This is a genomic window from Kribbella sp. NBC_00662, from assembly GCF_041430295.1.
In the GTDB taxonomy this organism is placed as follows: Bacteria; Actinomycetota; Actinomycetes; order Propionibacteriales; family Kribbellaceae; genus Kribbella.
Genome location: NZ_CP109029.1, coordinates 132,125 through 158,161 on the forward strand (window position 1 = coordinate 132,125; position 26,037 = coordinate 158,161).

The window sequence follows — 26,037 nt, forward strand, 5'->3', positions numbered from 1 at the left end:
CTGGAGACCTGACTCGTCTCTGTCTGCAGACCCCTACAACGGATCGATGTCGGTCAGCGACTCAGGTGTCAGCTCTACCCAGCGAGTGATCCCGATGTCCCGCAGGAACGGGAGATCGTGGCTCGCGATGATCAGCGCACCGCTGTACGAGGCCAGAGCGTCCTTCAACTGCGCCACGCTCGCCAGGTCGAGGTTGTTCGTCGGCTCGTCGAGCATCAGCAACTGAGGTGGAGGCTCGGCGAGCAGCAGCGCCGCGAGCGTCGCGCGGAAGCGTTCGCCGCCCGACAGCGTCCTGACCAGCTGGTCCGCCGCCCGGCCCCGGAACAGGAACCGGGCCAGCCGCGACCGCCGCTCCTGGTTTTCGGTGCCGGGAGCAAGTAATGCCAGGTTGTCGACGATCGACAGGTCGTCACGCAACAGGTCGAGCCGCTGGGGCAGGTACCGGAACGGCACCACCGGCAGCTCACCCGATACGACCGACTGCAACAGCGTCGTCTTCCCGGCGCCGTTCGGCCCGGTGAGCGCGATCCGCTCCGGCCCGCGGATCTCCAGGTCGACGTGCGCACCGGTCCGCAGTACGTGGTCCTCCAGCCGCAGTACGACGCGACCGGCCGGTACGGCGGTCTTCGGCAGGTCGACGCGGATCGTGTCGTCGTCGTGGACCTTCTCCTCCGCGTCGGCCAACGCCTCCTGCGCCGAATCGAGCCGCTCCGACTGCATCCCGAGGTGCTTGCCGGCCGACACCTGCGCGCCACGCTTCAGGTTGCCGGCCATGATCTTCGGGATGCCGCCCTTCTCGAACGCGCGCTGACCGCGGGCCTGGCGCTGGTCCATCTTCATCCGCGCCTCGATCAGATCGCGCTTCTGCTTCCGGACATCGGCCTCGGCCGCCCGCAGCATCCGCTCGGCCGCCTCCTGCTCGATCGCGACAGCCTCCTCGTACGCCGTCAGGTTGCCGCCGTACCAGGTGACCTCGCCCTTGCGCAGGTCGCCGATCTGATCGACCCGGTCGAGCAGCTCCCGGTCGTGGCTGACGATCACCAACGCACCGCGGAACTGGTCGACGGCGTCGTACAGATGCCGCCGCGCCCGCAGGTCGAGGTTGTTGGTCGGCTCGTCGAGCAGCAGTACGTCGGGACGCCGGAGCAGCTCGGCCGCGAGACCGAGCAGGATCGTCTCGCCGCCGGACAGCTCGCCCACGCTGCGGTCGAGGCCGATCGCGCCGAGACCGAGCTTGCCGAGGAGTGCCTCGGCGCGTTCGTCGACGTCCCACTCGTCGCCGACGATCGCGAAGTTCTCCTCCGAGGCGTCACCGGACTCGATCGCGGTGATCGCCTTCCGGACGTCCTCGATGCCGAGCGCCTGGTCGACGCGCAGCGACGTGTCGAGGGTCAGGTCCTGCGGCAGGTAGCCGAGCTCGCCGCTGACCCGGATCGCCCCGCGCTGCGGGGTGAGCCGGCCGGCGATCAGCCGGAGCAGCGTCGACTTGCCGGCGCCGTTGCGGCCGACCAGGCCGGAACGGACCGGACCGGCGACGAAGGTCAGGCCGTCGAACAGCACCTCGCCATCAGGCCAGGCGAAAAAGAGGTCGGTACAGGACAGGGAAAAACTCATGAGTGTCGACTCCAGCTGAGGTCTCGAACGGAGACCGCGCACCAGACAGGTGGCGATCGATCAGTTGCGGAGAAAGACCTCAGTTCGACAACTCGAACCCCTGACGCCGGGAATGGGACGTCCAACAGGATACGGGCCGGCGCCGGCACCCTTCAACTGTTTTCCGAATGCTTGCGCCAGGCAACAACCACCAGGTCCACCAGGGCGACCACGCCGAGCGCCCCGAAGGCGATCACCCACCCCGTCGGCAGGTCGTAGCCGACAGCCAGCACCGTAGCCGCCGCGAACAGCACCACCCCGAACGCCGACAACACGATCCGCAGCGTCAACGCGCTACGCGGCGGGGGTGGTTCGAAGGCCATACCTTGGCTTGTACTCCTACGGGGCCTTGCGCAGCCAGGTCTCGACGCCGGCGATGTGGGCGGTCATCCAGGCGCGGGCCGCCTCGGCGTCACCGATCTCGATCGCGTCCAGGATCGCGGCATGCTCCGCCAGGGTCCGTTGGACCGCGCCGGCCTGGGTGACACCGCGCCAGATCCGGGCCCGCTGGGTCGCGCCGGAGATGCCGTCGAGCAGTGAGCAGACGACCTGGTTCCCGGTCGCCTCGGCGATCGCGCGATGGAACCGCAGGTCGTTCGCGACCAGGTCCTCGACGCCGGCATCGGGCGTGAGATCACTGGTCAGCAGCCGCAGCTCGATCACCTGCTCCTGGCTGATCCGGGTGGCCGCCAGCGCGGCGACACCGGGCTCGAGCAGGCGCCGTACCTCGAAGAACTGCAGGACCGAGTCGTCCCGGTGCAGGTCGACCATGAAGTTGAGCGCGTCGAGCAGATGCGCGGAGTCGAGACTGCTGACATACGTGCCGTCGCCGTGCCGGACGTCCAGCACGTTGACAAGCGTGAGCGCCTTGACCGCCTCGCGCAGCGAGTTCCGCGACAGGCCCAGCCGTGCGGCCAGATCTGCCTCTTTCGGCAGTCGATCCCCCGGACCCAGTTCCCCCGAGGTGATCATCCCTTTGATCTTGACGATCGCCTCATCCGTCAACGCCATCCAGTCAGTATGCCGCCCTACCATCCCTTCATGACCACCCTCGGTTACTCGGGTAAGCCGCTGGCCGCGAAACTCGGCATCAAGCCCGAGCACCTGGTCCTGCTCGACAACGCGCCGGACGGCTTCACGATCGAGGGACTGCCGGCCGGTACGACGGTCGCGCGCCGGGCCGGCCGGTCGCCGTACGACGTCGTGCTGATGTTCTGCCCGGACCGGGCGCGCCTGGCGAAACGGCTGCCCGTGCTGCTGGAGAAGACGGTGACGGCCGGGATGATCTGGGCCGCCTGGCCGAAGCGGTCGTCCGGGGTCGCGACCGACCTCGACGAGAACGGCATCCGCGACCTCGCCCTCCCGCTGGGTGTCGTCGACGTGAAGGTCTGCGCGATCGACGCGACCTGGTCGGGGCTCAAGCTGGTCCGGCGGCTGACCAGCCGATGAAGGCCAATCATTCCCAGGTGGACTGATTCCGAGCGTGACGTTGGCCACACTTTTGCGCGGTTGTGATCATCACCGGCGGCGAGTGGACAACTGCATACAGTGGGCAGGCACGCTCAACGACCCGGTTCCGGACAGCCGGAACGGACGCCGGAAAGCCACATCTGCAAGGGGTCCCGGAGCCACTGCCGTTGCTGACCGCACCGGCAGGTGGTGAGCGCGAGGGGTGTGGCCTGAAACACCTTTGTGAGCAGTGTTTCAGGCGTCGGTCGATCGACTCGCCGAGGCCCGACCACTCGACACACTGGTCCGGTGGTCCCGGGCTGTGGAAGTGGTCCCGGTGCTATTAGCCTTTGCTTGGGACACCACCCATAACATCTGAATCAACCGTGCTACCGGACCCGAAATCGGAAGAGGCGAACTGCCAAGTGGCCACCGAGCCATCAGACACCAACCCCCTAGCAGCCTTCGGTGCGAACGAATGGCTGGTCGACGAGCTGTACGAGAAGTACCAGCAGGACCCGAATTCGGTGGATCCGGCGTGGCTCGACTTCTTCAAGACGTACAACCCTGATGGCGACGCGAAGCCGGTGACGACTCCCCCGGCCGACGCTCCCCGGCGCGACGCGGTGTCCGACAACAAGACCCCCGAGGCACCGAGCCGCGGCAGTGCGCCGACCGTGCCCGCCTCGAACGCACCCGCCGCAGCCGCGGCAAAGCAGTCCCCCGCAACACAGTCCCCCGCAACGCCGGCCCCTGCGCAGGCCGCCGTACCCCAGCCTGCAGCACCGACCGGAGGCACGGTGAACCAGCCGCCCAGCGCTCAGCCGACACCCGCACAGCCGACCCCTGCGCAGCCGACTCAGGCCAAGCCGGCCCAGTCCGTGACGGCCGACGAGAGCGAGCGGAAGATCCTGCGCGGCGCCCCGGCCCGGACGGCGCAGAACATGGAGACCAGCCTCACGGTCCCCACGGCGACCAGCGTCCGCCAGGTCCCGGTCAAGCTGCTGATCGACAACCGCATCGTCATCAACAACCACCTGAAGCGCGCCCGCGGCGGCAAGGTGTCCTTCACGCACCTGATCGGCTGGGCGCTGGTCAAGGCGCTGAAGACGCTGCCGGAGATGAACGCGTCGTACGACGAGACCGACGGCAAGCCGACGCTGGTCAACCCGGCGCACATCAACCTCGGCCTGGCCATCGACATGCAGAAGCCGGACGGCACCCGGCAGCTGCTGGTGCCGTCGATCAAGGCCGCCGAGACGATGACGTTCGCCGACTTCTGGATGGCCTACGAGGACATCGTCCGCCGGGCCCGGGACAACAAGCTCGCGCTGCCCGACTTCCAGGGCACCACGATCAGCCTGACCAACCCCGGCACGATCGGCACCCAGCACTCGGTGCCACGGCTGATGACCGGCCAGGGCTGCATCATCGGCGTCGGCGCGATGGAGTACCCGCCGGAGTACCAGGGTGCGGCCGAGGAGACGATGGCCAAGCTCGCGGTCAGCAAGGTGATGACGCTGACCTCGACGTACGACCACCGGATCATCCAGGGCGCCCAGTCGGGTGAGTACCTGCGCCGGATCCACCAGCTGCTGCTCGGCCAGGAAGGTTTCTACGACGAGATCTTCCAGAGCCTGCGGATCCCCTACGAGCCGATCCGCTGGGCCGCCGACCTCCCGCACAGCCACGAGGAGGACATCAGCAAGCAGGCCCGCATCCTCGAGCTGATCCACGCGTTCCGGGTCCGCGGCCACATCATGGCCGACACCGACCCGCTGGAGTACAAGCAGCGCAGCCACCCCGACCTCGACGTGGCCACCCACGGCCTGACGCTGTGGGACCTGGACCGCGAGTTCGCCACCGGCTCGTTCGGCGGCGACCGGCGGTTCATGAAGCTGCGCGAGATCCTCGGCATCCTGCGCGACTCGTACTGCCGGACCACCGGTATCGAGTACATGCACATCCAGGACCCCGAGCAGCGCAAGTGGCTGCAGGAGCGGATCGAGCGGCCGCACACCAAGCCGCCGCGCGAGGAGCAGCTGCGGATCCTGGCCAAGCTGAACGAGGCCGAGGCGTTCGAGACCTTCCTGCAGACCAAGTACGTCGGCCAGCGGCGGTTCTCGCTCGAGGGCGGGGAGACCACGATCCCGCTGCTCGACGAGCTCTGCGAGGAGGCGGCCGGCGCCGGTCTGGAAGAGGTCGCGATCGGCATGGCCCACCGCGGCCGGCTGAACGTGCTGGCGAACATCGTCGGTAAGTCGTACGGCCAGATCTTCCGCGAGTTCGAGGGCAACATCGACCCGCGGACCGTGCAGGGCTCCGGTGACGTCAAGTACCACCTGGGCGCCGAGGGCGAGTTCGTCTCGGAGTTCGGCGACAAGATCAAGGTGTCGGTGGCGGCCAACCCGTCGCACCTGGAGACCGTCGACCCGGTGCTCGAGGGCATCGTCCGGGCCAAGCAGGACATCCTGGACCGCGGCGCCGCGTTCCCGGTGCTGCCGGTGCTCGTGCACGGTGACGCCGCGTTCGCCGGCCAGGGCGTGGTCGCCGAGACGCTGAACCTGTCCCAGCTGCGGGGTTACCGCACCGGCGGCACGATCCACGTGATCGTGAACAACCAGGTCGGCTTCACCACCTCGCCGGCCTCGTCCCGCTCGTCGATGTACTCCACCGACGTCGCCCGGATGGTGCAGGCGCCGATCTTCCACGTGAACGGCGACGACCCCGAGGCGTGCATCCGGGTCGCCGACCTGGCCTTCGAGTACCGGCAGGCGTTCAACAAGGACGTCGTCATCGACCTGGTCTGCTACCGCCGCCGCGGTCACAACGAGGGCGACGACCCGAGCTTCACCCAGCCGCTGATGTACGACCTGATCGAGCAGAAGCGCTCGGTCCGCAAGCTGTACACCGAGGCCCTGATCGGTCGTGGCGACATCACGATCGAAGAGGCCGAGCAGGCGATGATGGACTTCCAGCACCGGCTCGAGCGGGTGTTCGCGGAGGTCCGCGAGGCGAAGAACCAGCCGGACACCCCGGCGCCGTACGTCACCGCCCCGGTCTACCCGGACAAGCCGGAAGGCCCCGACGCGACCGCGACCACGCCCGAGGTGCTGAAGAAGATCGCCGACGCGCACACCACGCTGCCGGCCGGCTTCACCGTGCACCCGAAGGTGATGCCGCAGCTGCAGCGCCGGGCGCACGCGATCACCGAGGGCCCGATCGACTGGGCCAGCGCGGAGATCACCGCCTTCGGTTCGCTGCTGCTCGAGGGCCGGCCGGTCCGGCTCGCGGGTCAGGACAGCCGCCGCGGGACGTTCGTGCAGCGGTTCGCCGCGGTCATCGACCGGGTCAACGGCCAGGACTACGTCCCGCTGCAGAACCTCGACGAGGGTCAGGCGAACTTCTACGTCTACGACTCGCTGCTCAGCGAGTACGCCGCGCTCGGCTTCGAGTACGGGTACTCCGTGGCGCGGCCGGAGGCGCTGACGCTGTGGGAGGCGCAGTTCGGCGACTTCGTCAACGGCGCCCAGTCGGTCATCGACGAGTACATCTCGTCCGGTGAGGCGAAGTGGGGACAGAAGTCCGGTGTCGTGCTGCTGCTGCCGCACGGCTACGAGGGCCAGGGCCCGGACCACACTTCGGCCCGGATCGAGCGGTTCCTCGCGCTGTGCGCGGAGAACGCGATGACCGTCGCCCAGCCGTCGACACCCGCGTCGTATTTCCACCTGCTGCGCCGGCACACGCTCGGCGAGGAGCACAACCCGATGGTCGTGTTCACGCCGAAGCAGCTGCTGCGCCGCAAGGAGGCCGTGTCACAGCCGGAGGAGCTGACCCACGGCACCTTCCGGCCGGTGATCAACGACGCGGAGGCCGAGGCCAACCCGGCGACCGTCGAGCGGGTCATCCTCGCCTCCGGCCGGATCGTGTACGACCTGCTGGCCGAGCGGAAGAAGGTCGAGCCGGACAAGATCAGCACCGCGGTACTGCGGGTCGAGCAGCTGTACCCGCTGCCGGCCGAGGAGATCGTGGCCGAGCTGGCGAAGTACCCGAACGCGACCGAGATCCGCTGGGTCCAGGACGAGCCCGCGAACCAGGGCCCGTGGCCGTTCATGGCGCTGAACCTGACCGAGCACCTGGGCGGCAAGCCGTTCTACCGGGTGTCCCGGCCGGCCATGGCAGCTCCGGCGGTCGGCTCGCACGGTGTCCACGGCACCGAGCAGACGACGCTGCTGAAGCAGGCGTTCAGCTGACGTGTACTTCACCGACCGCGGGATCGAGGAGCTCGAGAAGCGGCGTGGCGAGGAGGATGTCACGCTCGCTTTCGTGGCCGAACGGCTACGCGAGTTCGTCGACCTGAACCCCGAGTTCGAGACGCCGATCGAGCGCTTCGCCACCTGGCTCGCACGCCTCGACGACGAAGACGACTAGTAGCCTGAGCGAATGCCCTTCGCCTCGCAGCCCGTACGCCGGGTTGCCGCGGCGGAGGGCATTCGCGCGTCCGGGCGCTGGCCGCACACGATCCCGGCCGTCCGCCAGCTCCTCATCGACGGCCTCGACCTCGATCCCGGCGTCACCTTCCTCGTCGGCGAGAACGGCGCCGGCAAGTCCACCATCGTGGAGGCCGTCGCGATGGCCTTCGGCCTGTCCGCCGAAGGCGGTTCAACGGGCGCCCGGCTGACAACCCGAGCCAGTGAGTCCTCACTCGCCGACGAGCTGCAGCTGACCCGCGGCGTCGGCGCCAAGCGCGCAGGCTACTTCCTTCGCGCCGAGACGATGCACGGCTTCTACACCTACCTCGAACAGAACCCGAAGACCTCGGGTCCGCCCGACCCGGTCTTCCACGAGCTCAGCCACGGCGAGAGCTTCCTCAACCTCATCAGCAGCCGCTTCACCCGCCAGGGGTTCTACTGCCTCGACGAGCCCGAGTCCGCCCTCTCGTTCTCCAGCAGCCTGGCCGTCGTCGGCGTACTCAACCGCCTGGCCGAGTCCGGCTCCCAGGTCCTCTGCGCGACCCACTCCCCCGTCATCTCAGCCCTCCCCGGCGCCACGATCCTCGAGGTGGGTGAATGGGGCATGCGGCGTACGACGTGGGACGAGCTGGAGCTCGTGCAGAACTGGAAGGCATACCTGGAGGCGCCGCAGCGATACCTCCGGCACATCGTCTAGTTGTCAGGCACCCGCGAGAGGGCGTCGGCGACCACCGCGGCTGTCTGTTGCGGCGCCTCGTCCGGGAGGAGGAACACCGCGCCTGGGATCGTCACCACGGTCACGTCGGCAGCCGCCAGAAGGGTGTCCCGCTCGGTGTCGGTGAGGCCGCCGTCCCCTTTCTCGGCATGGACCACCCACACCGGACAGCCGGATGCGGCCAACTCGGCGGCATAGTCCCGGTCGGCGGCCAGGTAGTCCAAGTACGGGCCGAGCAGCCGGATCGCAGCGGCGGCCTGGTTCTGCTTCAGGTCCTCGATCAGCTCCCGCTTGTGCGACGCCGGTGTCTTGGCGGACCTGGCCATCAGCGGCAGGAGCCTGAACAGAACGGCCATCGGCCAACTGCCCACACGCTGCGACGCCGACACCACGCCGCGGAAGAACGCGGCTTCGTCCGCAGTCGTCAGGCTGATGCCCAAGAGCACGACCGGCCCCCGGAAATGACCGCCCAGCAGCATCTCCAAGGCAACCGTCGCACCGTGGGAGAAACCGACGACCACATCGCAGCTGTGCAACTCGGCCAGTTCGCCGGCGCGACGGGCCAGGCCGGGAACGGATACGTCACCCACCAGCGGAGCACCCGCCATCCCCGGGAGCGTCGTGGCCACCAGGCGGACACCGGCCAGCGCCGGCTCAGCCATCACCAGGTCGAACGACCGCGCCGCGTTGGCCCCGCCCGGCAGCAGCAGTACCGATCGCTCGGCATCGTCGGGTCCCGCGGTCAGCAGCTCCCATGCTTCCCTCATCGCTACCTCCGTAACGACGGCTCCCCCTTGCCCTGAAGGTAGGACGCAGCGGTCTCAGCCGGAACCCTCGGCGCCTTACGGATCCGTGACGCAGTGACCCGACCGGTCAGGGCGCTAGTCCGTGTGGGGCGGTCTGGTACGGCGTGGTGGGTCGGGTGCGAGCGAGCCGTCGGGGGCGATGTGCTCGAAGATCTGGTCGACCAGGTTGAGCACGTGCGGGTCGTCGACGGTGTAGATGTGCCGCCGGCCCTCGCGGCGCGCGGTGATGATCCCGGCCAGCCGGAGCTTGCCGAGGTGCTGGCTCGCGGTGGCGATACTCACGCCGACGCGGTCCGCCAGGGTGCCGACGTCGTACTCCCCTTGCGCGGCCAGCGACACCAGGTGCAGCCGGACGGGTGCGGAGAGCATGGCGAAGGTGCCCGCGGCGGAATCGAGCTGCGCCTTCGTCGGTTCACGGTTGGTCATCGCGCAGTCATTGTGACCGGTAGACCGGTCTGCGGACAGCTCGCCGGGCCGTCGTGACCACGGTCTCACACTTTCGCAATTGCGAAAGTATCGAAACGGTGGCAGGCTGGAACCATGTTCCGAGCGCTCCGCCCCGTGCTGTTGCTGTTCCTGGTGGCGATCCCCGCGGTCGCCCTCCGGTTCACCGGCACCCACCCGCCGGCACTGGCTTCGATCCTGATCTTCGGCCTCGCCGTCGTCGCCGCATCCTTCGTGCTGGCGTGGGCGGCCGAGGCGGCGGAGATGGACATCTCGGGCGGTCTGGCGATCGCCTTGCTGGCCGTCATCGCGGTCCTGCCGGAGTACGCGGTGGACCTGTACTTCGCCCACACCGCCGGCTCGAACCCGGTCTACGTGCAGTTCGCCACCGCCAACATGACCGGGTCGAACCGGCTGCTCCTCGGCCTCGGCTGGTCGAGCGTCGTCCTGATCAGCCTGTACGTCGCTTCGCGGCGCAGCGGGCAGTCCGTCAAGGCGCTGGTGCTCGAGTCCGGGTACCGGCGGGAGCTGGGGTTCCTGGCTGTCGCCGGTGTGGTCGCGTTCGTGATCCCGGTGACCGGCGAGATCCACCTGGTGCTGGGGATCCTGCTGCTCGCGTTCTTCGCCTACTACCTGTACCGCGCGGCCACCTCGGAGCACGACGACGAGCCTGATCTGATCGGCCCGGCCGCGACGATCGGCGCGCTGCCCCGGCTGCAGCGGCGGATCACCGTGACCGCGATGTTCCTGGTCTCGGCCGGGATCATCCTGGCGGCCGCGGAGCCGTTCGCGGACTCGCTCGTGCAGGGCGGGCACGCGCTGGGGATCGACCAGTTCCTGCTGGTCCAGTGGCTGGCGCCGCTGGCTTCGGAGGCGCCGGAGTTCATCGTCGCGATCCTGTTCGCCTGGCGTGGCAAGGGCGCGGCGGCACTAGGCCTGCTGATCTCCGCCAAGGTGAACCAGTGGACCCTGCTGATCGGCAGCCTCCCGATCGCCTACGGCATCGGTGGCGGCGGCCCGGCACTGCACCTGGACGGGCGGCAGATCGAGGAGTTCCTCCTCACCGCCACGCAGACGCTGCTCGGGATTGCGATCCTGCTCAACCTGCGCTTCCCGCGCTGGGCGGCCTGGACGCTGCTGGGTCTGTTCGCGATCCAGTTCGCCGTACCGGGTCAGGGCGGGCGCTACCTGATCAGCGCGATCTACCTCGTGCTGGCGATCGGCGCGGCGATCCACAACCGCGACCAGGTCCTGCGGACGATCACCTCACCGTTCCGCCGCACGGAAAAGCCCGCCGGCGCGGAACGCGCCGACGAGCTCATCAACGTCTGATCTGCGGAACTTTCCGGCCGCCTGGCGGCCAATTCTTTCCGCAGACCTCAGCTGGCCTGCTGCTCTTCGATGACAGGCCGGTTGCGGCGCTCCTGGGGGCCCGGGCGGCCGCGACGGCGGCCGTAGAGGAACTTCTCGCCGGCGGCGGTGCCGGTGAACTTCGTCCGGCGGGCCCATTCCCGGCATTCCTCGATCACCGGGCAGGAGGTCAGGCAGATCGCCTGCGCCTTCCGCTGCTCCCACTGGGTCGCGGTCTCGTCGTACGACGGCGCCTGTCCGACGCACGCGGCCTTCGTCATCCAGCGGTCGGCCGGGTCAACGATCACCGTCAAAGTAGGCCTCATGGGCTCATCGCTCCTCATCGATCGGGCGGATCGGTAGGAACAGACTGAACCCGTCGCGTTGCCCCGGTGCGACGCCAATGTTTCCGGCATGAAACGTCAGCGCCGGACGAGGCGTATCTCACGCAGATCGAAGTACGGATCGTGCTTGCCGACCCCGTCCGGGGCGAATCCGTGCCGCCGGTAGAAGCCGAGCGCCTGCTCGTTTCCCTCGAAGACCCAGAGGAACGCGGGCTGTTTGCCGACGGCAACATCCAGTAGCCGGGTGCCGAGCCCGGTCTTCCAGAACGCCTGCCGGGTGTAGATCGCCTCCAGCTCGAACGGCACCGGGGCGTCGTCGTCGCGGCCCGGGCCGATCCCGACGAAACCGGCCACCCGGTCCTGCACCGGCGCATCCGGGTCCGGATTGAGCGCGATCCAGCGCCGCCGGCCCTCGCCCAGGGGCGTGGTCCAGCGTTCGATCCGGCGCTCGAGGTTCGACGTACGCTCCAGGAGCAGGTCGGCCGGCACGAGTCCGGCGTACGCCTCCCGCCAGCAGAGCAGGTGACACCAGGCCGCGGCCTCGGCGTCCTCGGGCGTGACGGGGCGGATCTCGGGTTGCACTCAGACAGTAAAGACGATCTTGCCGAAGACGTCGCCCGCGTTCATCTTGGCGAAGCCGTCGCGGGCGTCGGCGAGCGGCAAGATCGAGTCGATGTGCGGCGAGATGCCCGCGGTCGCCATGAACTGCAGCAGCTCGGCCAGCTCGGTCCGGGTGCCCATCGTCGAGCCCTGGACGCGTAGCTGGAGGAAGAAGATCCGGTTCAGCTCGGCGGACTTCGGCGCCTGGCCGCTGGTCGCGCCGGAGATCACCAGCGTGCCGCCCTGCTTGAGAGACTTCAGCGAGTGCGACCAGGTCGCCTGTCCGACCGTCTCCATCACCGCGTCGACCCGCTCCGGCAACCGCGCGCCGGACTCGAACGCCTCGTGCGCGCCGATGGTGACCGCTTTGGCCCGCTTGGCCTCGTCCCGGCTCGTCGCCCAGACCCGCATGCCCGCGGCCCGTGCGAGCGTGATCAGCGAGGTCGCGACGCCACCGCCCGCACCCTGGACGAGCACGGTGTCGCCCGGCTTCAGCCCCGACTGCGTGAACAACATCCGGTACGCCGTCAACCACGCCGTCGGCAGACAGGCCGCCTGCTCGAAGGTCAACCCGGCCGGCTTCGGCACGACGTTCCGCGCCGGTACTGCGACCTTCTGCGCCAGCGTGCCCTGGTACCGCTCGCTCAGCAGCGACCGCTTCGGGTCGAGCGTCTCGTCGCCCTTCCAGGCCGGATCCGAGACCACCGCGTGTACGACGACCTCGTTCCCGTCCGGGTCCACACCGGCCGCGTCGCAGCCGAGGATCATCGGCAGGTTCTGCTCGGCCAGTCCGACCCCCTTCAACGACCACAGATCGTGATGGTTGAGCGCCGTCGCCTTCACGTCGATGGTCACCCAGCCCTCGGGGACCTCAGGCTCCGGCCGCTCCCCCACCTCCAGCGCGGCGATCGGGTTGTCGGCGTCGAACTTGGCGGCGTAAGCAGCAAGCATGCGGACCACCTTAGGCGGTGGTCCGCATCAAGTCAGTTATCGAATTCACCCGCGGTCGACGCCGTCCCGCACCGCTGCCTCGGCTACCGCTGCCGCGACGGCCGGGGCGACGCGCTCGTCGAACGGCGACGGGATGATGTAGTCGGGACGGAGGTCCTCGGGCGCGATCAGGCCCGCCAGCGCATCGGCCGCGGCCAGCTTCATCCCCTCGGTGATGCGGGTCGCGTCGGCGTCGAAGGCGCCGCGGAAGATGCCCGGGAACGCCAGCACGTTGTTGATCTGGTTCGGGAAGTCCGAGCGGCCGGTCGCGACCACCGCGGCATGCCGGTGCGCGATGTCCGGGTGTACTTCGGGAGTCGGGTTCGCCAGCGCGAAGATCATCGCGTTGTCGGCCATCTGCGCGATCGCCTCTTCCGGCACGGTCCCGCCGGAGACGCCGAGAAAGAGGTCGGCGCCCACGAGCGCGTCGACCAGCCGGCCGGACAGACCACCGGTGTTCGTATCGCGGGCGAGTGACAGCTTCACCGGGTTGAGGTCGGCGCGGTCCTCGTGCAGCACGCCCTTGCTGTCCACCACGGCGAGGTCGCCGACGCCGGCCTGCAGCAGGATCCGCGCACAGGCCACCCCGGCCGCACCCGCTCCGGAGATCACCACGCGGATGTCTTCGATGTTCTTGCCCGTGACCCGCAGCGCGTTGCGGAGCGCGGCGAGTACGACGACCGCCGTACCGTGCTGGTCGTCGTGGAAGACCGGGATGTCGAGGCGTTCCTTCAGCCGGCGCTCGATCTCGAAGCAGCGCGGCGCGGAGATGTCCTCGAGGTTGATCCCGCCGAACGTCGGCGCCATCCGCGCGACCGTCTCGACGAACTCGTCCACGTCGGTGCAGTCGAGCGCGATCGGCACCGAGTCGACGCCGCCGAACTCCTTGAACAGCAGCGCCTTGCCCTCCATCACCGGCAGGGACGCGGCCGGGCCGATGTCACCCAGCCCGAGTACGGCGGTACCGTCGGTGACGACCGCGACCACGTTGGACTTCCAGGTGTAGCGGCGTACCAGCGAGGGGTCTTCGGCGATCGCGGTGCAGACGCGCGCGACGCCGGGCGTGTAGGCCTTCGAGAGATCGTCCGCGTCGCGGACGTGGACCGAGGACGTGACCTCGATCTTGCCGCCGCGGTGCAGCTCGAAGACGGCATCACCCGCGAACGGGTCGGCAACAGGCGTTTCCAGAGGCTGGGCGACCATGAGAGCCCTTTCGAAATCAGCGGAAGAAAGTGTTCGAGTACAGGGGATCGCCCGTGCGTCCGAGTAAACCACAGGCCCAACTGGTCTGCTGTGAGGGGTCCCACATCCCCTCTCGTGTGCCAAGATGCGGGATCCACAACCCCTGTCGAGGAGAACTCGCGATGAACTTCGTCCCCACTCTCCACAAGACTCGAGCGGCCGTCGCCCTCGCCGCCGTACTCGGACTGTCCCTGGCCGCCTGTGGCAGCGACTCGGGCAGCGGCGGTTCCGACGACAAGGCGAAGGCGGCCGGCATCACGCTGGTCAAGCCCGGCAAGCTCACCGTCTGCACGCACCTGCCGTACAAGCCCTTCCAGTACAAGGACGGCACCGACGTCGTCGGCTTCGACGTGGACCTGCTCAACCTGGTCGCCGACGACCTGGGCCTGAAGCAGGACGTGGTGAACATCGAGTGGGCCCAGGTGACCTCCGGCGCCGCGTTCCAGGCGAAGAAGTGCGACATGGGCATGGGCGCGATGACGATCACCAAGGAGCGTCAGGCCGCGATCAGCATCACCGACCCGTACATGGACGCCACCCAGGTGCTGATGGCCAAGAAGGACTCCGGCATCAAGACGCTGGCGGACCTGCGGGGCAAGAAGCTCGGCGCGCAGGCCGACACCACCGGCAAGAAGTACGCCGACGAGAACGCGGCCGCGAACGGGTACACGGTGATCCCGTTCAACGACCTCGCGCTGCAGGAGAACAACGTGAAGTCCGGCCGGGTCGCCGCCGCGATCAACGACAACGGCGTGCTGTACGACTTCGTCAAGGACAACCCGGACATGGCCGTGGTCGCCGAGTTCAACACCGGTGAGCAGTACGGCTTCGGGGCGCTCAAGGACGGCAGCGGCCCGAAGCTGGTGTCGAAGTTCAACGAGCTGCTGACCAAGGCCAAGTCCGACGGCAAGTACAACGAGATCTACAAGAAGTGGTTCGGGGTTGAGCCGGCGAAGTGAGCACCTCGACCCCGACAACTGTTGAGCGGAAGGGGCTGAGCCCGCGGCAGCGGGCCCAGCGCTCCCGCTGGATCCAGTACGCCGTACTCGTCGTGCTGGTCCTGCTCGCGGCGTTCACCGCGAACTGGGGCCAGATCGGCAGCGTGTTCTTCAAGCCGGAGTTCATCAAGTCGACGTTCACCGACGGTGTGCTGCAGGCCCTGGTGAAGACCCTCGAGTACACGGCCGGCGCGTTCGTGATCGGTCTGGCCGGCGGCACGCTGCTGGCGTTGATGAAGCTCAGCCAGGTCGGCCCGTACCGGTGGATCGCGACGGCGTACATCGAGTTCTTCCGCGGGCTGCCGGCCATCGTGGTGTTCATCGCGTTCAGCCTGCTCCCGCTGGCGTTCCCGGGGATGACGATCCCCTGGGACCCGTACGGTGTCGTCTGGCTGGCGCTCGGGATCGTGGCATCGGCGTACATGGCCGAGGTGATCCGGGCCGGCATCCAGGCGGTGCCGAAGGGCCAGGTCGAGGCTGCCCGCTCGCTGGGCATGCCGGCCGGGCTGGCGATGCGGAAGATCGTGCTGCCACAGGCGTTCCGGATCGTGCTGCCGCCGCTGACCAACGACCTGATCCTGCTCGTGAAGGACTCCTCGCTGGTGTTCATGATCGGCGTCGCCGCGGACGGGTACGAGCTCACCGGCTTCGGTCGCGACCTGGCCAACACCTACTCGAACCTGACCCCGATCGTGGTCTGCGGCTTCTGCTACCTGGTGATCACTCTGCCACTGGGCATCCTGGCCCGCCGGCTCGAGGCGCGAACGGCGAGGACCCGGTAATGGCAGTCGTAGAGATCAAGAACCTGCACAAGTCGTTCGGTAGCAACCACGTCCTGCGCGGGATCGACTTCACCGTCGAGCAGGGCGAGGTCGTCTGTGTGATCGGGCCGTCCGGCTCGGGCAAGTCGACGCTGCTGCGGTGCGTCAACCTGCTGGAGAAACCCCAGGAGGGACAGGTGATCGTCCGCGGTGAGGACATCACCGATCCGGACTGCCACCTGGACGCCGCCCGGCAGCAGATCGGGATGGTGTTCCAGCAGTTCAACCTGTTCCCGCATCTGTCGGTGCTGGCGAACTGCACCGTTGCCCAGCGCACCGTTCTGCGGCGCGGACAGCAGGACGCGGACCAGATCGCCCGCGCGAACCTCGAGCGGGTCGGGCTGAGCGACAAGATCGACGCGTACCCGGCCCAGCTGTCGGGCGGTCAGCAGCAACGGGTCGCGATCGCGCGGGCGTTGTCGATGGACCCGGCGCTGATGCTGTTCGACGAGCCGACGTCCGCGCTCGACCCCGAGCTCGTCGGCGACGTACTCACAGTGATGCGCAAACTCGCACTCGACGGGATGACGATGCTCGTCGTCACGCACGAGATGGCGTTCGCCCGCGAGGTGGCCGACCGGGTCGTGTTCATGGACGGCGGCGTCATCGTCGAGCAGGGCCCGCCCGCGGACGTGATCGGCGACCCCAAGCAGGAACGCACCCGCACCTTCCTCCGCCGCGTCCTCGACCCCACCCACGTGGAACCCACCCCGTAACGCCACTTTGAGCATCCACCGACCACTTTCGCGGCGCAAAGATGGTCGGTGGGTGCTCAAAGTCGGTGGGGTGAGGTGACGGTGAGTGGTGGGGCGGGGACGGGGGGTGGTACGGCGGTGGCCAGACTACGAATCGGTCTCCATTCGGGGTTGGTCCGTGCGCGGTCCACAGGTCGCTGTGTCAAGATGCGGACACATGGCACCGGGGCCGACCGGTGCCCGGGTTTGGAGGACCTAGATGTCTGTCCTGCGTAGGACACTGGCGTTGTCCGGTGTTCTGGTTCTCGCCGCCGCCGGCTGCGGTTCGAACTCTCTCGAAGGTGGTTCGTCCACCTCTCCGTCGAGCGCCCCCTCCAGCGCTCCGTCGAGCGGACCGTCCAGCAGCGGACCGGATCTGAGCGGTTCGCTGCCGCCGAAGATCAAGTCGGCCGGGAAGATCGTCGTCGGCGTGGACGCCAGCTACCCGCCGAACGAGTTCCTGCAGGGCGGCAAGACCGTCGTCGGCATGGACGTCGACCTGTTCAACGCGGTCGCGCAGAAGTTCGGCGTCACGGTCGACTGGCAGCCGGCCGGATTCGACACCATCATCACCGGTGTCCAGAGCGGCAAGTACGACGTCGGCGTCTCGTCGTTCACGATCAACGACAAGCGCAAGCAGCAGGTCAACATGGTCAGCTACTTCAACGCCGGCACGCTGTGGGCGACCGCGAAGGGCAACCCGAAGGGCGTCAAGCCGGACGACGCGTGCGGCAAGACCGTCGCGGTGCAGAAGGGCACGACCCAGCTCGAGGACGACATGCCGAAGCGGCAGGCCGCGTGCAAGGCCGCCGGCAAGCCGGAGATCAAGCTGGTCGTCCGGGAGAAGCAGGACCAGGCCACCGCGGACCTGGTCGGCGGCAAGGCCGATGCGATGCTGGCCGACTCCCCCGTCGTGCTCTACGCGATCAAGCAGACCAACGGTCAGCTCGAGCAGCTCGGCGACATCTACGACGCCGCGCCGTACGGCTATGTGATCCCGAAGGCGGAGACCGCGTTCGCGCAGTCCATCACCGAGGCGCTGAAGGCGCTGAACACCGACGGCACGTACAAGAGCACGCTGCAGAAGTGGAACAACGACTCGGGTGCGCTCACCGACTTCGCTGTGAACCCGTGAGGCTTCGATGAGCACGGATACCGCCGAGACCCGGCCGACGGACGCGAGCCCCGATCGGCCGGGTGCGATCAACGCCGTGCCGGTCCGGCATCCCGGCCGCTGGATCGCGATCGCCGTGATCGTGATCCTGACCGCGATGCTGGTGCACCTGCTGCTGACCAACAAGGCCTTCGACTGGAGCTTCGTCTTCCAGGCGATGAACCAGCAGCCGGTGATCAACGGCTTCATCAAGGGCACGTTGCTGGTCACCGTGCTGTCGATGATCATCGGCGTCGGGGGCGGCGTCGTACTGGCCGTGATGCGGCTGTCGGACAACCCGATCCTGGCCGGGGTGTCGTGGGTGTTCACCTGGTTCTTCCGGAGCATCCCGCGGTACATCCTGCTGTTCACGATGGGCACGCTCGGGATCCTCTTCCAGCAGGGCATCTCGTTCGGGATCCCGTTCGACTGGAAGATCATCGACTGGCTCGGGATGTCCGGTGACTGGCGGTTCTACACGCTGGACGCCAACCAGGTCTTCACCGGGATCGTCGCCGGTGTGATCGGGCTCGGGCTGTCCGAGGCGGCGTACATGGCCGAGATCGCCCGCGCGGGCATCATGAGCGTCGACCCGGGCCAGGCCGAGGCGGCCGAGGCGCTGGGGATGAGCAGCGGCAGGGTGATGCGCCGGGTCGTGCTGCCGCAGGCGATGCGGGTGATCGTGCCGCCGACCGGCAACGAGACGATCGCGATGCTGAAGGACACCTCGCTGCTGCTCGCGGTACCGGTGATCGGCGAGCTGTTCTACCAGCTGCAGTCGATCGGCAGCACGTACTACAAGACGTTCCCGATCGCGGTCGCCGCGACGCTGTACTACCTGGCCGCGACGAGTGTGTTGATGGTCGGGCAGTACTTCCTCGAGCGGCACTTCGGCCGCGGGTTCGGAACCAAGGCACCGCGGGCCGCACGGCCGGCCGGGGCAGGAGGCGCCTGATGCCATTGGTCCATGCGGTGAATGTGACCAAGTCCTTCCACCACAACGAAGTACTGAAGGGCATCGACCTCGACGTCGACCGCGGTCAGGTCGTGTGCCTGCTCGGGCCGTCGGGTTCGGGCAAGACGACGTTCCTGCGCTGCATCAACCAACTCGAGACGATCGACGGCGGCCGGATCTGGGTCGACGACGAACTGATGGGGTACGCCGACCGCGACGGGAAGCTGTACCGCCTGAAGAACAAGGAGATCGCGGCGCAGCGGCGCGAGATCGGGATGGTGTTCCAGCGGTTCAACCTGTTCCCGCACATGACCGCGCTGGAGAACATCATCGAGGCGCCGACCCAGGTCAAGCGTGAGTCGAAGAAGAGCGCACGGGAACGGGCGATGAAGCTGCTCGACCGGGTCGGCCTCGCGGACCGTTGCAACGCCTACCCGGCGCAACTGTCCGGCGGTCAGCAGCAGCGGGTGGCGATCGCGCGGGCGCTGGCGATGCAGCCGAAGCTGATGCTGTTCGACGAGCCCACGTCGGCGCTCGACCCGGAGCTGGTCGGCGAGGTGCTCGCGGTGATGCGGGAGCTCGCGCTGGAAGGGATGACGATGCTCGTGGTCACCCACGAGATGTCGTTCGCCCGGGAGGTCGCGGACACGGTTGTGTTCATGGACGGCGGTGTGGTCGTCGAAGCCGGCCCGCCGAAGGACGTGATCGGCAACCCGCAGCACTCCCGCACCAAGACCTTCCTCGCGCGGCTCCGTTCGGAGCACGAACACCCCTGATTTCAGGGGGAATTGCCTCGGTCGGCCCCGTTCGCCGTGCATCAGCGTCCGTGAGGTTGGATGATGTACGGCGTTGGGACCGATCCGAGGGAGACGATGTGAGCAGCACGGGACGAGCCGCCGAGGTCCGCCTGAGTATCCCGGCGGACAGTGCCTACATCGCCGTACCGCGATCCGTGGTCGGCAACCTCGCTGCCCGCAACGACTTCACCCTGGACGCGATCGACGATCTGCGGATCGCCGTCGACGAAGCCTGCGCGCTGCTGCTGCCGGAGGCTGCCGACGGGGTGCTGGAGTGCGTGTTCGAGGTCGACCCGCCGCAACTGACGGTGCACGCGAGCGCTGTCGTGCCCGGCGGCTGGATGCCGGACACCGACTCGTTCGGCTGGACGGTCCTGACTGCCCTGGTCGAGTCGGCCGCCGCGGAGACCGTCGACGGCAGGCTGACGATCACCGTAACTGCTACGGCCACCGCGTCGGAGACCCTGTGAGCGAGCGTAGCGAGCGAACGATGGGCACAGCACCGCTGTCGGTCGCGCCGGAGCCGAGCGCCAGCGAGGCTACGGCGTGACCGAGGAGCAGATCCCGAGCGAGCCTCGGGAGTCCACAGATCTGCGTACCCGAACGGCGGACCTCTTCCAGAGGATGGCTGCCGCCTCGGGGCCTTCCGACGCTGCGCACACGGCGGCGAGGGACGGTCTGGTCGCGCTGCACATGCCGCTGGTCGAGCATCTGGCCCGGCGGTTCCGCAACCGCGGCGAGCCGTACGACGACCTCGTGCAGGTAGCGACGATCGGGCTGATCAAAGCGATCGACCGTTTCGATTCGGACCGCGGTGTCGAGTTCTCGACGTACGCGACGCCGACGATCCTCGGTGAGATCAAGCGGTACTTCCGGGACAAGGGCTGGGCCATCCGGGTGCCGCGCCGACTGCAGGAGCTGCGGTTGTCACTGACCGCAGCCACGGCCGAGCTGACCCAGGAGCTCGGCCGGGCGCCGACCGTGGCCGAACTGTCCGACCGGCTCGGGCTCTCACCGGACCTGGTGATCGAAGGGCTCGAGTCCGCGAACGCCTACAACACCTTGTCCCTGGACGCCCCGGACCAGAACGAGACCGACGCGACCACGGTCCTGGACGGCCTCGGCGGCGAGGACGAGGCGCTGGAGAGCGTCGAGTACCGGGAGTCGCTCAAACCCTTGCTGGCACAGCTCGACACCCGCGAGAAGCGGATCCTGACACTCCGGTTCTTCCGCGGTATGACGCAGTCCCAGATCGCCGAGGAGATCGGCATCTCGCAGATGCACGTCTCCCGGCTGCTGGCCCGGACGCTGACCGAGCTCCGCACCGGTCTGCTCAAGGAGTAGCTACCTACAGCACCGGGTGATCGTTGGCCTCGCCACCGGCCAGGGCGTCGGTGGAAGCCTTCTGGAACACGCAGATCAGTACTGCGAGGGCCGCGACGGCGAGCGCGATCGTGACGGCCTTGGTCGATCCGCCCCAGAAGCTGTAGGCCACCAGCAGCTGGATCAACTGTGTGAACACCGTCGGTCCGCGACTCCAGCGCACCGCCTTCCACAGACCGAGGGCGACGAAGCCCAGACCCACGCCGTACACGAGGAAGAAGCCGGCCGTGGTCAGGCCGAGCACCAACCGATCGCCATGAATCGTCAAGGCTTCGCCAATTCCCAGAACGATCAGCGCAAGGCCTTCCAAAGCGACCACTGCCGCGGCTAGCTTGAGCGGTCTCGGGACGGCGGCAGCTGGGGAGTCGGTCGGCACTGCGCCAGCTTAGTGCCGCCATGTCCTGAGGCGGCTTGTGGACCCGAGGCCCTACAGGGATTTGAGGGTTGTGCGTAACCAAAAGAAGGTTGGAACGGTTACCTGCAGTGAACGGGTGATTGCGGAAGAGCGGCTTCGTCCGATAACCGGATGGAGCGTCCGTCCCTGCGCCAGTTCCGAGTGTTAAGGAAGCGTTGTGATCGGATCGACAACTCAATAACCCTTGTTTCGATCCCCCAAGATTGGGAACATGGTCTCGTTCGTGAATGCGTTCACAACGCATCGCACTAAGACCCCCCAGTGCGAACGAACCGACGAGTACAGCACCGCTGATTGGGCACAGACCTACCCGTCAGCTTACGTCAACTACTGAGAGAGATGGGATCCGCCATGGATTGGCGCCACCGGGCCGTATGCCTCGACGAGGACCCGGAACTGTTCTTCCCCATCGGCAACACCGGCCCCGCGATCATGCAGATCGAGGAAGCCAAGCAGGTGTGCCGACGCTGCGACGTGCGTGAGCAGTGCCTGGCATGGGCGCTGGAAGCCGGCCAGGACCACGGTGTCTGGGGCGGCCTGAGCGAGGACGAGCGCCGCGCTCTCAAGCGCCGCAACGCCCGCCAGCGCATCCGCACCGCCTGAGTAAGTCCTCTCGAGGCCCCGCGGGATTCACCGCGGGGCCTTTGCATTTCCCGCCCCCTCGCACCCCCAACCCCTCTCCCACCCCCTGCGCGTCCCTCCTCCATTTGCCTGGCAGACCAGCCAATTCGCCTGGCCCACCAGGGAGGTTCGGGGTTCCACACCATGAACAAGGGTGCAGAACCCCGCTTTTGCCTGGCCTGCCAGGCAAATTGGCTGGTCTGCCAGGCAAATGCGGTGGGGCCGACGGGGTGGGGCCGACGGGGTGGCTGGAGGGTGAGGGGAGGGAGGTCAGTCCTTGACCGGGATGTCCAAGGTGACCTGCGTGCCGGGCTTCCCGTCGTGGCGGTTGCCGAATTCGAGCGTCCCGTCCAGCTCCCCGATGACGAGGGTCCGGACGATGGACAGGCCCAGGTTGCCGGACAGCTCGGAGTCGAAGTTCGTCGGCAACCCTTTGCCGTCGTCGATGACGTTGATGTGCAGGCGTCCGACCGACCGCTCGGCGGTGAGTTCGATCCGTCCGGTCGCCTCTCCCCCGTCCCGGGCGCCGAAGGCATGCTCGACCGAGTTCTGCATCAGTTCGGTCAGCACCATCGCCAGCGGAGTCGCGACTTCGGAGTCCAGCACGCCGAATGTCCCGCTCCGTCGCGTCTCCACCGCGGTCGAGACCGTCGACACATCCGCGACCATCGCGCTGACCCGGTCGGCCACGTCGTCGAAGTCCACGTGCTCGTCGAACGACTCCGACAGCGTCTCGTGGACGATCGCGATCGACCCGACCCGGCGGACCGCTTCGGACAAGGCCGCCTGTCCTTCCGGGACGGCGATTCTTCGGGCCTGCATCCGCAGTAACGCGGCGACCGTCTGCAAGTTGTTCTTGACGCGATGATGAATCTCCCGGATGGTCGCCTCCTTGGTGACCAGCTCCCGCTCCCGGCTCCGCAGCTCCGTGACGTCGCGGAGCAGGATCAGCGCCCCCACGTGCGCACCGTCGGCCCGCAGCGGGATCGCGCGGAGGAACAGCGTCGCGTCGGAGTTCTCGATCTCGATCTCCTTGGCGGCACGTCCGGTGACGACGGAAGCGAGCACGTCGTCGACCTTGTGTCCGGAATGCAGCAACTCTGCGGTCACATCCTTCAACCGCGAGCCGACCAGATCGGTGACGAGGCCCATCCGCCGGTACGCCGACAACGCGTTCGGGCTCGCGAACGTCACCATGCCGTGCCGATCGACCCGGATGCAGCCGTCGCCGACGCGTGGCGTCGTGGAGAGCAGCCGCTCCCCGCCGTACGGGAAGATGCCGTCGGTGATCATCCGGGCCAGATCGGTCGCGCTCTGCAGATAGGCGATCTCCAGCCGGGACGGGGTCCGGACGCCGAGCAGGTTGGTGTTCCGCGCGATCACCGCGATGACGCGGGTGCCGCGTCGTACCGGGATCGTCTCGACCCGCACGGGTACGTCGTCGCGCCATTCGGGATCGCCCTCGCGGCAGATCCGGCCGCCGTCGTACGCCTGGTCGAGCAGGTGCCGGCGGCCGCGCGGGATGAAGCTGCCGACGATGTCGTCCAGGTACGCCGTCGGGCCGGTCGTCGGCCGCATCTGGGCACCGGCCCAGAACCCGAGCCCTTCGGTGTCCGGCAGCCAGAGCACGAGATCGGCGAACGACAGGTCGGCCAGCATCTGCCAGTCGGAGATCAGCAGCTGCAGGCGGTCCAGGTCGGCCTGGTCCAGAGTGGTGTGGTTTCGGGCCACGTCGGTCAGAGACGGCACGAGTTCGATGCTACCGAGCGTCTTATACCACCGGCCGGAGTGGTCCGCTCGACAAGTTGGTGTAGACAGGTGTTAGTTGATTCAGCACGGATGAAAGGATGCTCGGGTGGAGTCGACGTACTGGCAGGACGTGATGGCCGCGGACTACGCGGTACCGCACGACCGTACGCTGACCGAGCTCACCGAGGAGCTTGTCCGCGGGCTGGCCAGCACCAACCCGCAGGTCCGTGACGCGCTCGCCTACCCGACGCTCGCCACCTGGCTGGAGCGCGGGGTGTACGACGACCTGCTGCCCGGATTCGGCGACGGCCTCTGCGCCGGACTGAACTACGGGCTCGGCGAGGACGGCACCGACACCGTGTTCCGCCGCTCGTTCACCGCGCTGACGCTCGCGGAGGTCATCCACCGCGACAACGCCGAGTTCCTCGTGCACGACGAGGTCGTGATGCGCTGGGGCGACCGGCTGGCGACCTGGCTGCTGCGCGAACGCGATCTGCGCGGGTTCGTCAAGGACTGCGGCTGGGCGCATGCCGTTGCCCACGGCGCCGACGCGATCGGCGCGCTGGCCCGCTCCCGGCACTGCGACGCCGGCGTACTGCGGGCGTTGCTCGACGTGCTCGCGGACCGGATCGTCAAGGACACGCCGTACCGCTGGGTGCACGAGGAGCACGACCGGGTCGCGCACGCGGTGATGACGATCCTGCACCGGAACATGCTGAGCAGCGACGAGCTCGAGCGCTGGCTGAAGCCGATCGCGGCGACCGCCGGCCAGCAGCCACTGATGCACGAGACGCTGCCGGAGTGGCCGACGCCTGCGGTGTTCAACGCCCGCGGCGTCCTGCACGTCCTGCTCAGCCAGTTGGCGATCGGCGTGAAGGGGTTCCCGATCCCCGGCGACGACGAGCTGTTCGGCCGTCCGATCGAGGCCCGCGCCGACCTGTTGCTGATGCTCACCGAGGCGGTCCAGGCCTCACAGCCCTACATCTACCGCCCCGCCACTAACCCGTCGTAGAAATGCCGGCCGTCGCCACGACGGCCCGGTGGTCCGTGCCCTCGATCGGGTACGTCGTGAAGCGCCCCGGCGCGAACTGCCGCGTCAGCACCACGTGGTCGATCTGTGTTCGCAGTACGACGGGCTGGTCGGCCGGCCAAGTTCCTTGCAGGCCGGCGCCGACGGTCGGTGCGACACTGCGACAGTAACCGCCTAAAGCGTGCCGGAAGTCCGCGTGGTCGACGGTCGCGTTGAAGTCCCCTGCAACTATCGTCGGCGCATCCTCGGCACACCATCGCCGTACGTGCAGGAGGTCGTTCTTCCAGGTCGTGACCGAGTCGGTCAGCGGCGGGAAGCCGTGGTACGCGATCAGCCGGATCGCGCCGAGATTCCCGCCGGTGACGATGATGTTGCCGAAAGCTGTCCCGGGCTCGGACGCGAACGCCACGTTCCCGAGCGACGACGACACGAGCACACTGGTCGCACTCTCCGGCGCTTTGCTCGGCTGGGCCGTGAAGCCCTTGTACTGCTGGTCCTGCAGCTGCGCCCGGATCTCCTCGCGGACGTCGACCTGTGCCTCCGGCAACGAAACCAGGTCGGGTTTGCGATCCCGGATCACCTGGGCCACGTCAGCCGCCCGGGCGCCGCCCCCGAGCACGTTCGCGACCATGATCGTCAGCACCCGCGCGCCGGCCGGAGCGGGCCTGGCGTCGGAGAACTGACGCGGGGCGATCAGGGCTCCGCCGATCAGTGCGAGAGCGGCGACGAGGACGGCGGCGATGCGCCAGCCCCGGCGTACCAGCATCAGCAGCGCCAGCAGCAGGACCACGACCAGACCTTGCGGCCGGAACGCGGCCAGTTGCGTGAACGGGGTGACCTCGTCCAGACCGAACAGTTCCGGATACAGCGGCACGGCAACGATGACGAGGAACAGGACGGACAGCACGACGCGCCGTACGAACCATGCCTTTTCGTTATCCATGCACCAACCTGAAGGTCTAGTACGGGTTGTCATCGAACGGTAGCGTGCTGCGTTGCGCCTGTGTCCCGAGGAGGTTTGCAGTGTCTCGATTGTCCGCGGTCAGACCCGCGTACTGGATCTCCGGTGTGCTGCTGGTTGTGGCGGTCGTCGTACCGCTGCTCGTGCCGACGTACGCCAAGGCCGATCCCCATCTGTGGGGATTCCCGTTCTTCTACTGGTACCAGCTGATGTGGGTCTTCCTGTCAGCGATCCTGGTCAGCATCAGCTACCGGCTGCTCCGCGCCGAGGAACGCCGCCGCCGGGCCGCGCAGGGCCTTGGTGACCCTGACGCCCCGGACGCCGACACCGAGGAGGCCGGCCGGTGAACACGAGT

At 67.9% G+C, this 26,037-nt stretch carries 28 protein-coding genes; 16 read left to right on the top strand and 12 right to left on the bottom strand.

Features of this window, described 5'->3' with window-relative positions:
• Positions 1-33 precede the first annotated feature (33 nt).
• The 3 genes from OHA10_RS00650 to OHA10_RS00660 all read right to left on the bottom strand — a co-directional run bounded on the left by OHA10_RS00650 (position 34) and on the right by OHA10_RS00660 (position 2,664).
• Positions 34-1,614 carry an ABC-F family ATP-binding cassette domain-containing protein gene (locus tag OHA10_RS00650; RefSeq protein WP_371404187.1) on the bottom strand — a complete coding sequence of 527 codons (1,581 nt, stop codon included), beginning with the start codon at positions 1,612-1,614 and terminating at the stop codon, positions 34-36.
• Between the two features lie 152 nt (positions 1,615-1,766).
• On the bottom strand, positions 1,767-1,976 hold the full coding sequence (locus OHA10_RS00655; RefSeq protein WP_371404188.1) for a DUF6343 family protein: 210 nt from the start codon (positions 1,974-1,976) through the stop codon (positions 1,767-1,769).
• A 16-nt stretch (positions 1,977-1,992) separates the two neighbouring features.
• Positions 1,993-2,664, bottom strand: coding sequence for a FadR/GntR family transcriptional regulator (locus OHA10_RS00660; RefSeq protein ID WP_371404189.1), 672 nt, complete (start codon positions 2,662-2,664; stop codon positions 1,993-1,995).
• A 30-nt stretch (positions 2,665-2,694) separates the two neighbouring features.
• Between OHA10_RS00660 and OHA10_RS00665 the strand changes: the two genes are divergently transcribed.
• The 4 genes from OHA10_RS00665 (at position 2,695) to OHA10_RS00680 (ending at position 8,271) form a co-directional block, all read left to right on the top strand.
• Positions 2,695-3,102 (top strand): DUF3052 domain-containing protein, encoded by a 408-nt coding sequence (locus OHA10_RS00665; RefSeq protein ID WP_371404190.1) that lies wholly within the window; start codon positions 2,695-2,697, stop codon positions 3,100-3,102.
• 425 nt (positions 3,103-3,527) lie between these two features.
• Positions 3,528-7,355: a multifunctional oxoglutarate decarboxylase/oxoglutarate dehydrogenase thiamine pyrophosphate-binding subunit/dihydrolipoyllysine-residue succinyltransferase subunit gene (locus OHA10_RS00670; RefSeq protein WP_371404191.1), complete on the top strand. Its 3,828-nt coding sequence runs from the start codon at positions 3,528-3,530 to the stop codon at positions 7,353-7,355.
• Position 7,356: 1 nt separating this feature from the next.
• Positions 7,357-7,533: a DUF6104 family protein gene (locus OHA10_RS00675; protein ID WP_165546322.1), complete on the top strand. Its 177-nt coding sequence runs from the start codon at positions 7,357-7,359 to the stop codon at positions 7,531-7,533.
• Positions 7,534-7,545: 12 nt separating this feature from the next.
• Positions 7,546-8,271: an AAA family ATPase gene (locus OHA10_RS00680; protein ID WP_371404192.1), complete on the top strand. Its 726-nt coding sequence runs from the start codon at positions 7,546-7,548 to the stop codon at positions 8,269-8,271.
• Here OHA10_RS00680 and OHA10_RS00685 read toward each other — a convergent pair.
• Together OHA10_RS00685 and OHA10_RS00690 are read right to left on the bottom strand one after the other, a co-directional pair.
• On the bottom strand, positions 8,268-9,056 hold the full coding sequence (locus OHA10_RS00685) for an alpha/beta fold hydrolase (RefSeq protein ID WP_371404193.1): 789 nt from the start codon (positions 9,054-9,056) through the stop codon (positions 8,268-8,270). The genes OHA10_RS00680 and OHA10_RS00685 overlap by 4 nt on opposite strands.
• A 114-nt stretch (positions 9,057-9,170) precedes the next feature.
• Entirely contained in the window at positions 9,171-9,521 is a 351-nt protein-coding gene (locus OHA10_RS00690; RefSeq protein WP_371404194.1) for an ArsR/SmtB family transcription factor, read from the bottom strand.
• A 114-nt stretch (positions 9,522-9,635) separates the two neighbouring features.
• On the opposite strand from OHA10_RS00690, the gene OHA10_RS00695 reads away from it, so the two are divergent.
• Complete coding sequence (locus OHA10_RS00695) at positions 9,636-10,871, top strand: sodium:proton exchanger (RefSeq protein ID WP_371404195.1); 1,236 nt, start codon at positions 9,636-9,638, stop codon at positions 10,869-10,871.
• A gap of 47 nt (positions 10,872-10,918) precedes the next feature.
• On the opposite strand, the gene OHA10_RS00700 is transcribed toward OHA10_RS00695, so the two are convergent.
• The 4 genes from OHA10_RS00700 to OHA10_RS00715 form a co-directional block, all read right to left on the bottom strand.
• Positions 10,919-11,215, bottom strand: a complete 297-nt coding sequence (locus OHA10_RS00700; protein ID WP_371404196.1) for a WhiB family transcriptional regulator — start codon at positions 11,213-11,215, stop codon at positions 10,919-10,921.
• 96 nt (positions 11,216-11,311) lie between these two features.
• Complete coding sequence (locus OHA10_RS00705) at positions 11,312-11,815, bottom strand: N-acetyltransferase family protein (RefSeq protein WP_371404197.1); 504 nt, start codon at positions 11,813-11,815, stop codon at positions 11,312-11,314.
• On the bottom strand, positions 11,816-12,784 hold the full coding sequence (locus OHA10_RS00710; RefSeq protein ID WP_371404198.1) for a zinc-binding dehydrogenase: 969 nt from the start codon (positions 12,782-12,784) through the stop codon (positions 11,816-11,818). It lies immediately after the preceding gene.
• 45 nt (positions 12,785-12,829) lie between these two features.
• A complete protein-coding gene (locus OHA10_RS00715) occupies positions 12,830-14,026 on the bottom strand; it encodes an NADP-dependent malic enzyme (protein WP_371404200.1) in 1,197 nt (398 codons plus the stop codon).
• Positions 14,027-14,187: 161 nt separating this feature from the next.
• Between OHA10_RS00715 and OHA10_RS00720 the strand changes: the two genes are divergently transcribed.
• From OHA10_RS00720 to OHA10_RS00755, 8 genes are all read left to right on the top strand, one after another.
• Positions 14,188-15,024 carry an ABC transporter substrate-binding protein gene (locus OHA10_RS00720; protein WP_371404201.1) on the top strand — a complete coding sequence of 279 codons (837 nt, stop codon included), beginning with the start codon at positions 14,188-14,190 and terminating at the stop codon, positions 15,022-15,024.
• Positions 15,021-15,845, top strand: coding sequence for an amino acid ABC transporter permease (locus OHA10_RS00725; RefSeq protein ID WP_371404202.1), 825 nt, complete (start codon positions 15,021-15,023; stop codon positions 15,843-15,845). The genes OHA10_RS00720 and OHA10_RS00725 overlap by 4 nt, the downstream gene beginning before the upstream one ends.
• Positions 15,845-16,600 carry an amino acid ABC transporter ATP-binding protein gene (locus tag OHA10_RS00730; RefSeq protein ID WP_371404203.1) on the top strand — a complete coding sequence of 252 codons (756 nt, stop codon included), beginning with the start codon at positions 15,845-15,847 and terminating at the stop codon, positions 16,598-16,600. Before OHA10_RS00725 ends, OHA10_RS00730 begins: the two co-directional genes overlap by 1 nt.
• Positions 16,601-16,838: 238 nt before the next feature.
• Entirely contained in the window at positions 16,839-17,753 is a 915-nt protein-coding gene (locus OHA10_RS00735) for an ABC transporter substrate-binding protein (protein ID WP_371404204.1), read from the top strand.
• 7 nt (positions 17,754-17,760) lie between these two features.
• Positions 17,761-18,726, top strand: coding sequence for an amino acid ABC transporter permease (locus OHA10_RS00740; protein WP_371404205.1), 966 nt, complete (start codon positions 17,761-17,763; stop codon positions 18,724-18,726).
• Entirely contained in the window at positions 18,726-19,502 is a 777-nt protein-coding gene (locus OHA10_RS00745; RefSeq protein WP_371404206.1) for an amino acid ABC transporter ATP-binding protein, read from the top strand. The genes OHA10_RS00740 and OHA10_RS00745 overlap by 1 nt, the downstream gene beginning before the upstream one ends.
• 98 nt (positions 19,503-19,600) lie before the next feature.
• A complete protein-coding gene (locus OHA10_RS00750) occupies positions 19,601-19,993 on the top strand; it encodes an anti-sigma regulatory factor (protein WP_371404207.1) in 393 nt (130 codons plus the stop codon).
• 76 nt (positions 19,994-20,069) lie between these two features.
• On the top strand, positions 20,070-20,867 hold the full coding sequence (locus OHA10_RS00755) for an RNA polymerase sigma factor SigF (RefSeq protein ID WP_371404208.1): 798 nt from the start codon (positions 20,070-20,072) through the stop codon (positions 20,865-20,867).
• Between the two features lie 4 nt (positions 20,868-20,871).
• Here OHA10_RS00755 and OHA10_RS00760 read toward each other — a convergent pair whose 3' ends face one another.
• Positions 20,872-21,282 carry a hypothetical protein gene (locus OHA10_RS00760; protein WP_371404209.1) on the bottom strand — a complete coding sequence of 137 codons (411 nt, stop codon included), beginning with the start codon at positions 21,280-21,282 and terminating at the stop codon, positions 20,872-20,874.
• Positions 21,283-21,672: 390 nt separating this feature from the next.
• Between OHA10_RS00760 and OHA10_RS00765 the strand changes: the two genes are divergently transcribed.
• On the top strand, positions 21,673-21,924 hold the full coding sequence (locus OHA10_RS00765; protein WP_130383822.1) for a WhiB family transcriptional regulator: 252 nt from the start codon (positions 21,673-21,675) through the stop codon (positions 21,922-21,924).
• A 288-nt stretch (positions 21,925-22,212) separates the two neighbouring features.
• Here OHA10_RS00765 and OHA10_RS00770 read toward each other — a convergent pair whose 3' ends face one another.
• The gene (locus tag OHA10_RS00770; protein WP_371404210.1) at positions 22,213-23,691 is read right to left on the bottom strand and encodes a sensor histidine kinase; all 1,479 of its coding nucleotides are present in this window, start codon (positions 23,689-23,691) and stop codon (positions 22,213-22,215) included.
• A gap of 106 nt (positions 23,692-23,797) precedes the next feature.
• Between OHA10_RS00770 and OHA10_RS00775 the strand changes: the two genes are divergently transcribed.
• Positions 23,798-24,703 carry a DUF2785 domain-containing protein gene (locus OHA10_RS00775; protein WP_371404211.1) on the top strand — a complete coding sequence of 302 codons (906 nt, stop codon included), beginning with the start codon at positions 23,798-23,800 and terminating at the stop codon, positions 24,701-24,703.
• Here the strand turns inward: OHA10_RS00775 and OHA10_RS00780 are convergent.
• Entirely contained in the window at positions 24,690-25,664 is a 975-nt protein-coding gene (locus OHA10_RS00780; RefSeq protein ID WP_371404212.1) for an endonuclease/exonuclease/phosphatase family protein, read from the bottom strand. The genes OHA10_RS00775 and OHA10_RS00780 overlap by 14 nt on opposite strands.
• Positions 25,665-25,744: 80 nt before the next feature.
• Here OHA10_RS00780 and OHA10_RS00785 point away from each other — a divergent pair, with 80 nt between their 5' ends.
• On the top strand, positions 25,745-26,029 hold the full coding sequence (locus tag OHA10_RS00785) for a DUF3311 domain-containing protein (protein ID WP_350861644.1): 285 nt from the start codon (positions 25,745-25,747) through the stop codon (positions 26,027-26,029).
• The last annotated feature ends 8 nt before the right edge of the window (positions 26,030-26,037 follow it).

Excerpts from the sequence above, each read along its gene's own strand:
- OHA10_RS00765 (WP_130383822.1), top strand. The coding sequence starts at position 21,673 with ATGGATTGGCGCCACCGGGCCGTATGCCTCGACGAGGACCCGGAACTG.
- OHA10_RS00665 (WP_371404190.1), top strand. The coding sequence starts at position 2,695 with ATGACCACCCTCGGTTACTCGGGTAAGCCGCTGGCCGCGAAACTCGGC.
- OHA10_RS00700 (WP_371404196.1), bottom strand. The coding sequence starts at position 11,215 with ATGAGGCCTACTTTGACGGTGATCGTTGACCCGGCCGACCGCTGGATG.
- OHA10_RS00710 (WP_371404198.1), bottom strand. The coding sequence starts at position 12,784 with ATGCTTGCTGCTTACGCCGCCAAGTTCGACGCCGACAACCCGATCGCC.
- OHA10_RS00660 (WP_371404189.1), bottom strand. The coding sequence starts at position 2,664 with ATGGCGTTGACGGATGAGGCGATCGTCAAGATCAAAGGGATGATCACC.
- OHA10_RS00735 (WP_371404204.1), top strand. The coding sequence starts at position 16,839 with ATGTCTGTCCTGCGTAGGACACTGGCGTTGTCCGGTGTTCTGGTTCTC.
- OHA10_RS00780 (WP_371404212.1), bottom strand. The coding sequence starts at position 25,664 with ATGGATAACGAAAAGGCATGGTTCGTACGGCGCGTCGTGCTGTCCGTC.
- OHA10_RS00690 (WP_371404194.1), bottom strand. The coding sequence starts at position 9,521 with ATGACCAACCGTGAACCGACGAAGGCGCAGCTCGATTCCGCCGCGGGC.
- OHA10_RS00730 (WP_371404203.1), top strand. The coding sequence starts at position 15,845 with ATGGCAGTCGTAGAGATCAAGAACCTGCACAAGTCGTTCGGTAGCAAC.
- OHA10_RS00720 (WP_371404201.1), top strand. The coding sequence starts at position 14,188 with ATGAACTTCGTCCCCACTCTCCACAAGACTCGAGCGGCCGTCGCCCTC.
- OHA10_RS00695 (WP_371404195.1), top strand. The coding sequence starts at position 9,636 with ATGTTCCGAGCGCTCCGCCCCGTGCTGTTGCTGTTCCTGGTGGCGATC.
- OHA10_RS00740 (WP_371404205.1), top strand. The coding sequence starts at position 17,761 with ATGAGCACGGATACCGCCGAGACCCGGCCGACGGACGCGAGCCCCGAT.
- OHA10_RS00655 (WP_371404188.1), bottom strand. The coding sequence starts at position 1,976 with ATGGCCTTCGAACCACCCCCGCCGCGTAGCGCGTTGACGCTGCGGATC.
- OHA10_RS00680 (WP_371404192.1), top strand. The coding sequence starts at position 7,546 with ATGCCCTTCGCCTCGCAGCCCGTACGCCGGGTTGCCGCGGCGGAGGGC.
- OHA10_RS00715 (WP_371404200.1), bottom strand. The coding sequence starts at position 14,026 with ATGGTCGCCCAGCCTCTGGAAACGCCTGTTGCCGACCCGTTCGCGGGT.
- OHA10_RS00650 (WP_371404187.1), bottom strand. The coding sequence starts at position 1,614 with ATGAGTTTTTCCCTGTCCTGTACCGACCTCTTTTTCGCCTGGCCTGAT.
- OHA10_RS00745 (WP_371404206.1), top strand. The coding sequence starts at position 18,726 with ATGCCATTGGTCCATGCGGTGAATGTGACCAAGTCCTTCCACCACAAC.
- OHA10_RS00685 (WP_371404193.1), bottom strand. The coding sequence starts at position 9,056 with ATGAGGGAAGCATGGGAGCTGCTGACCGCGGGACCCGACGATGCCGAG.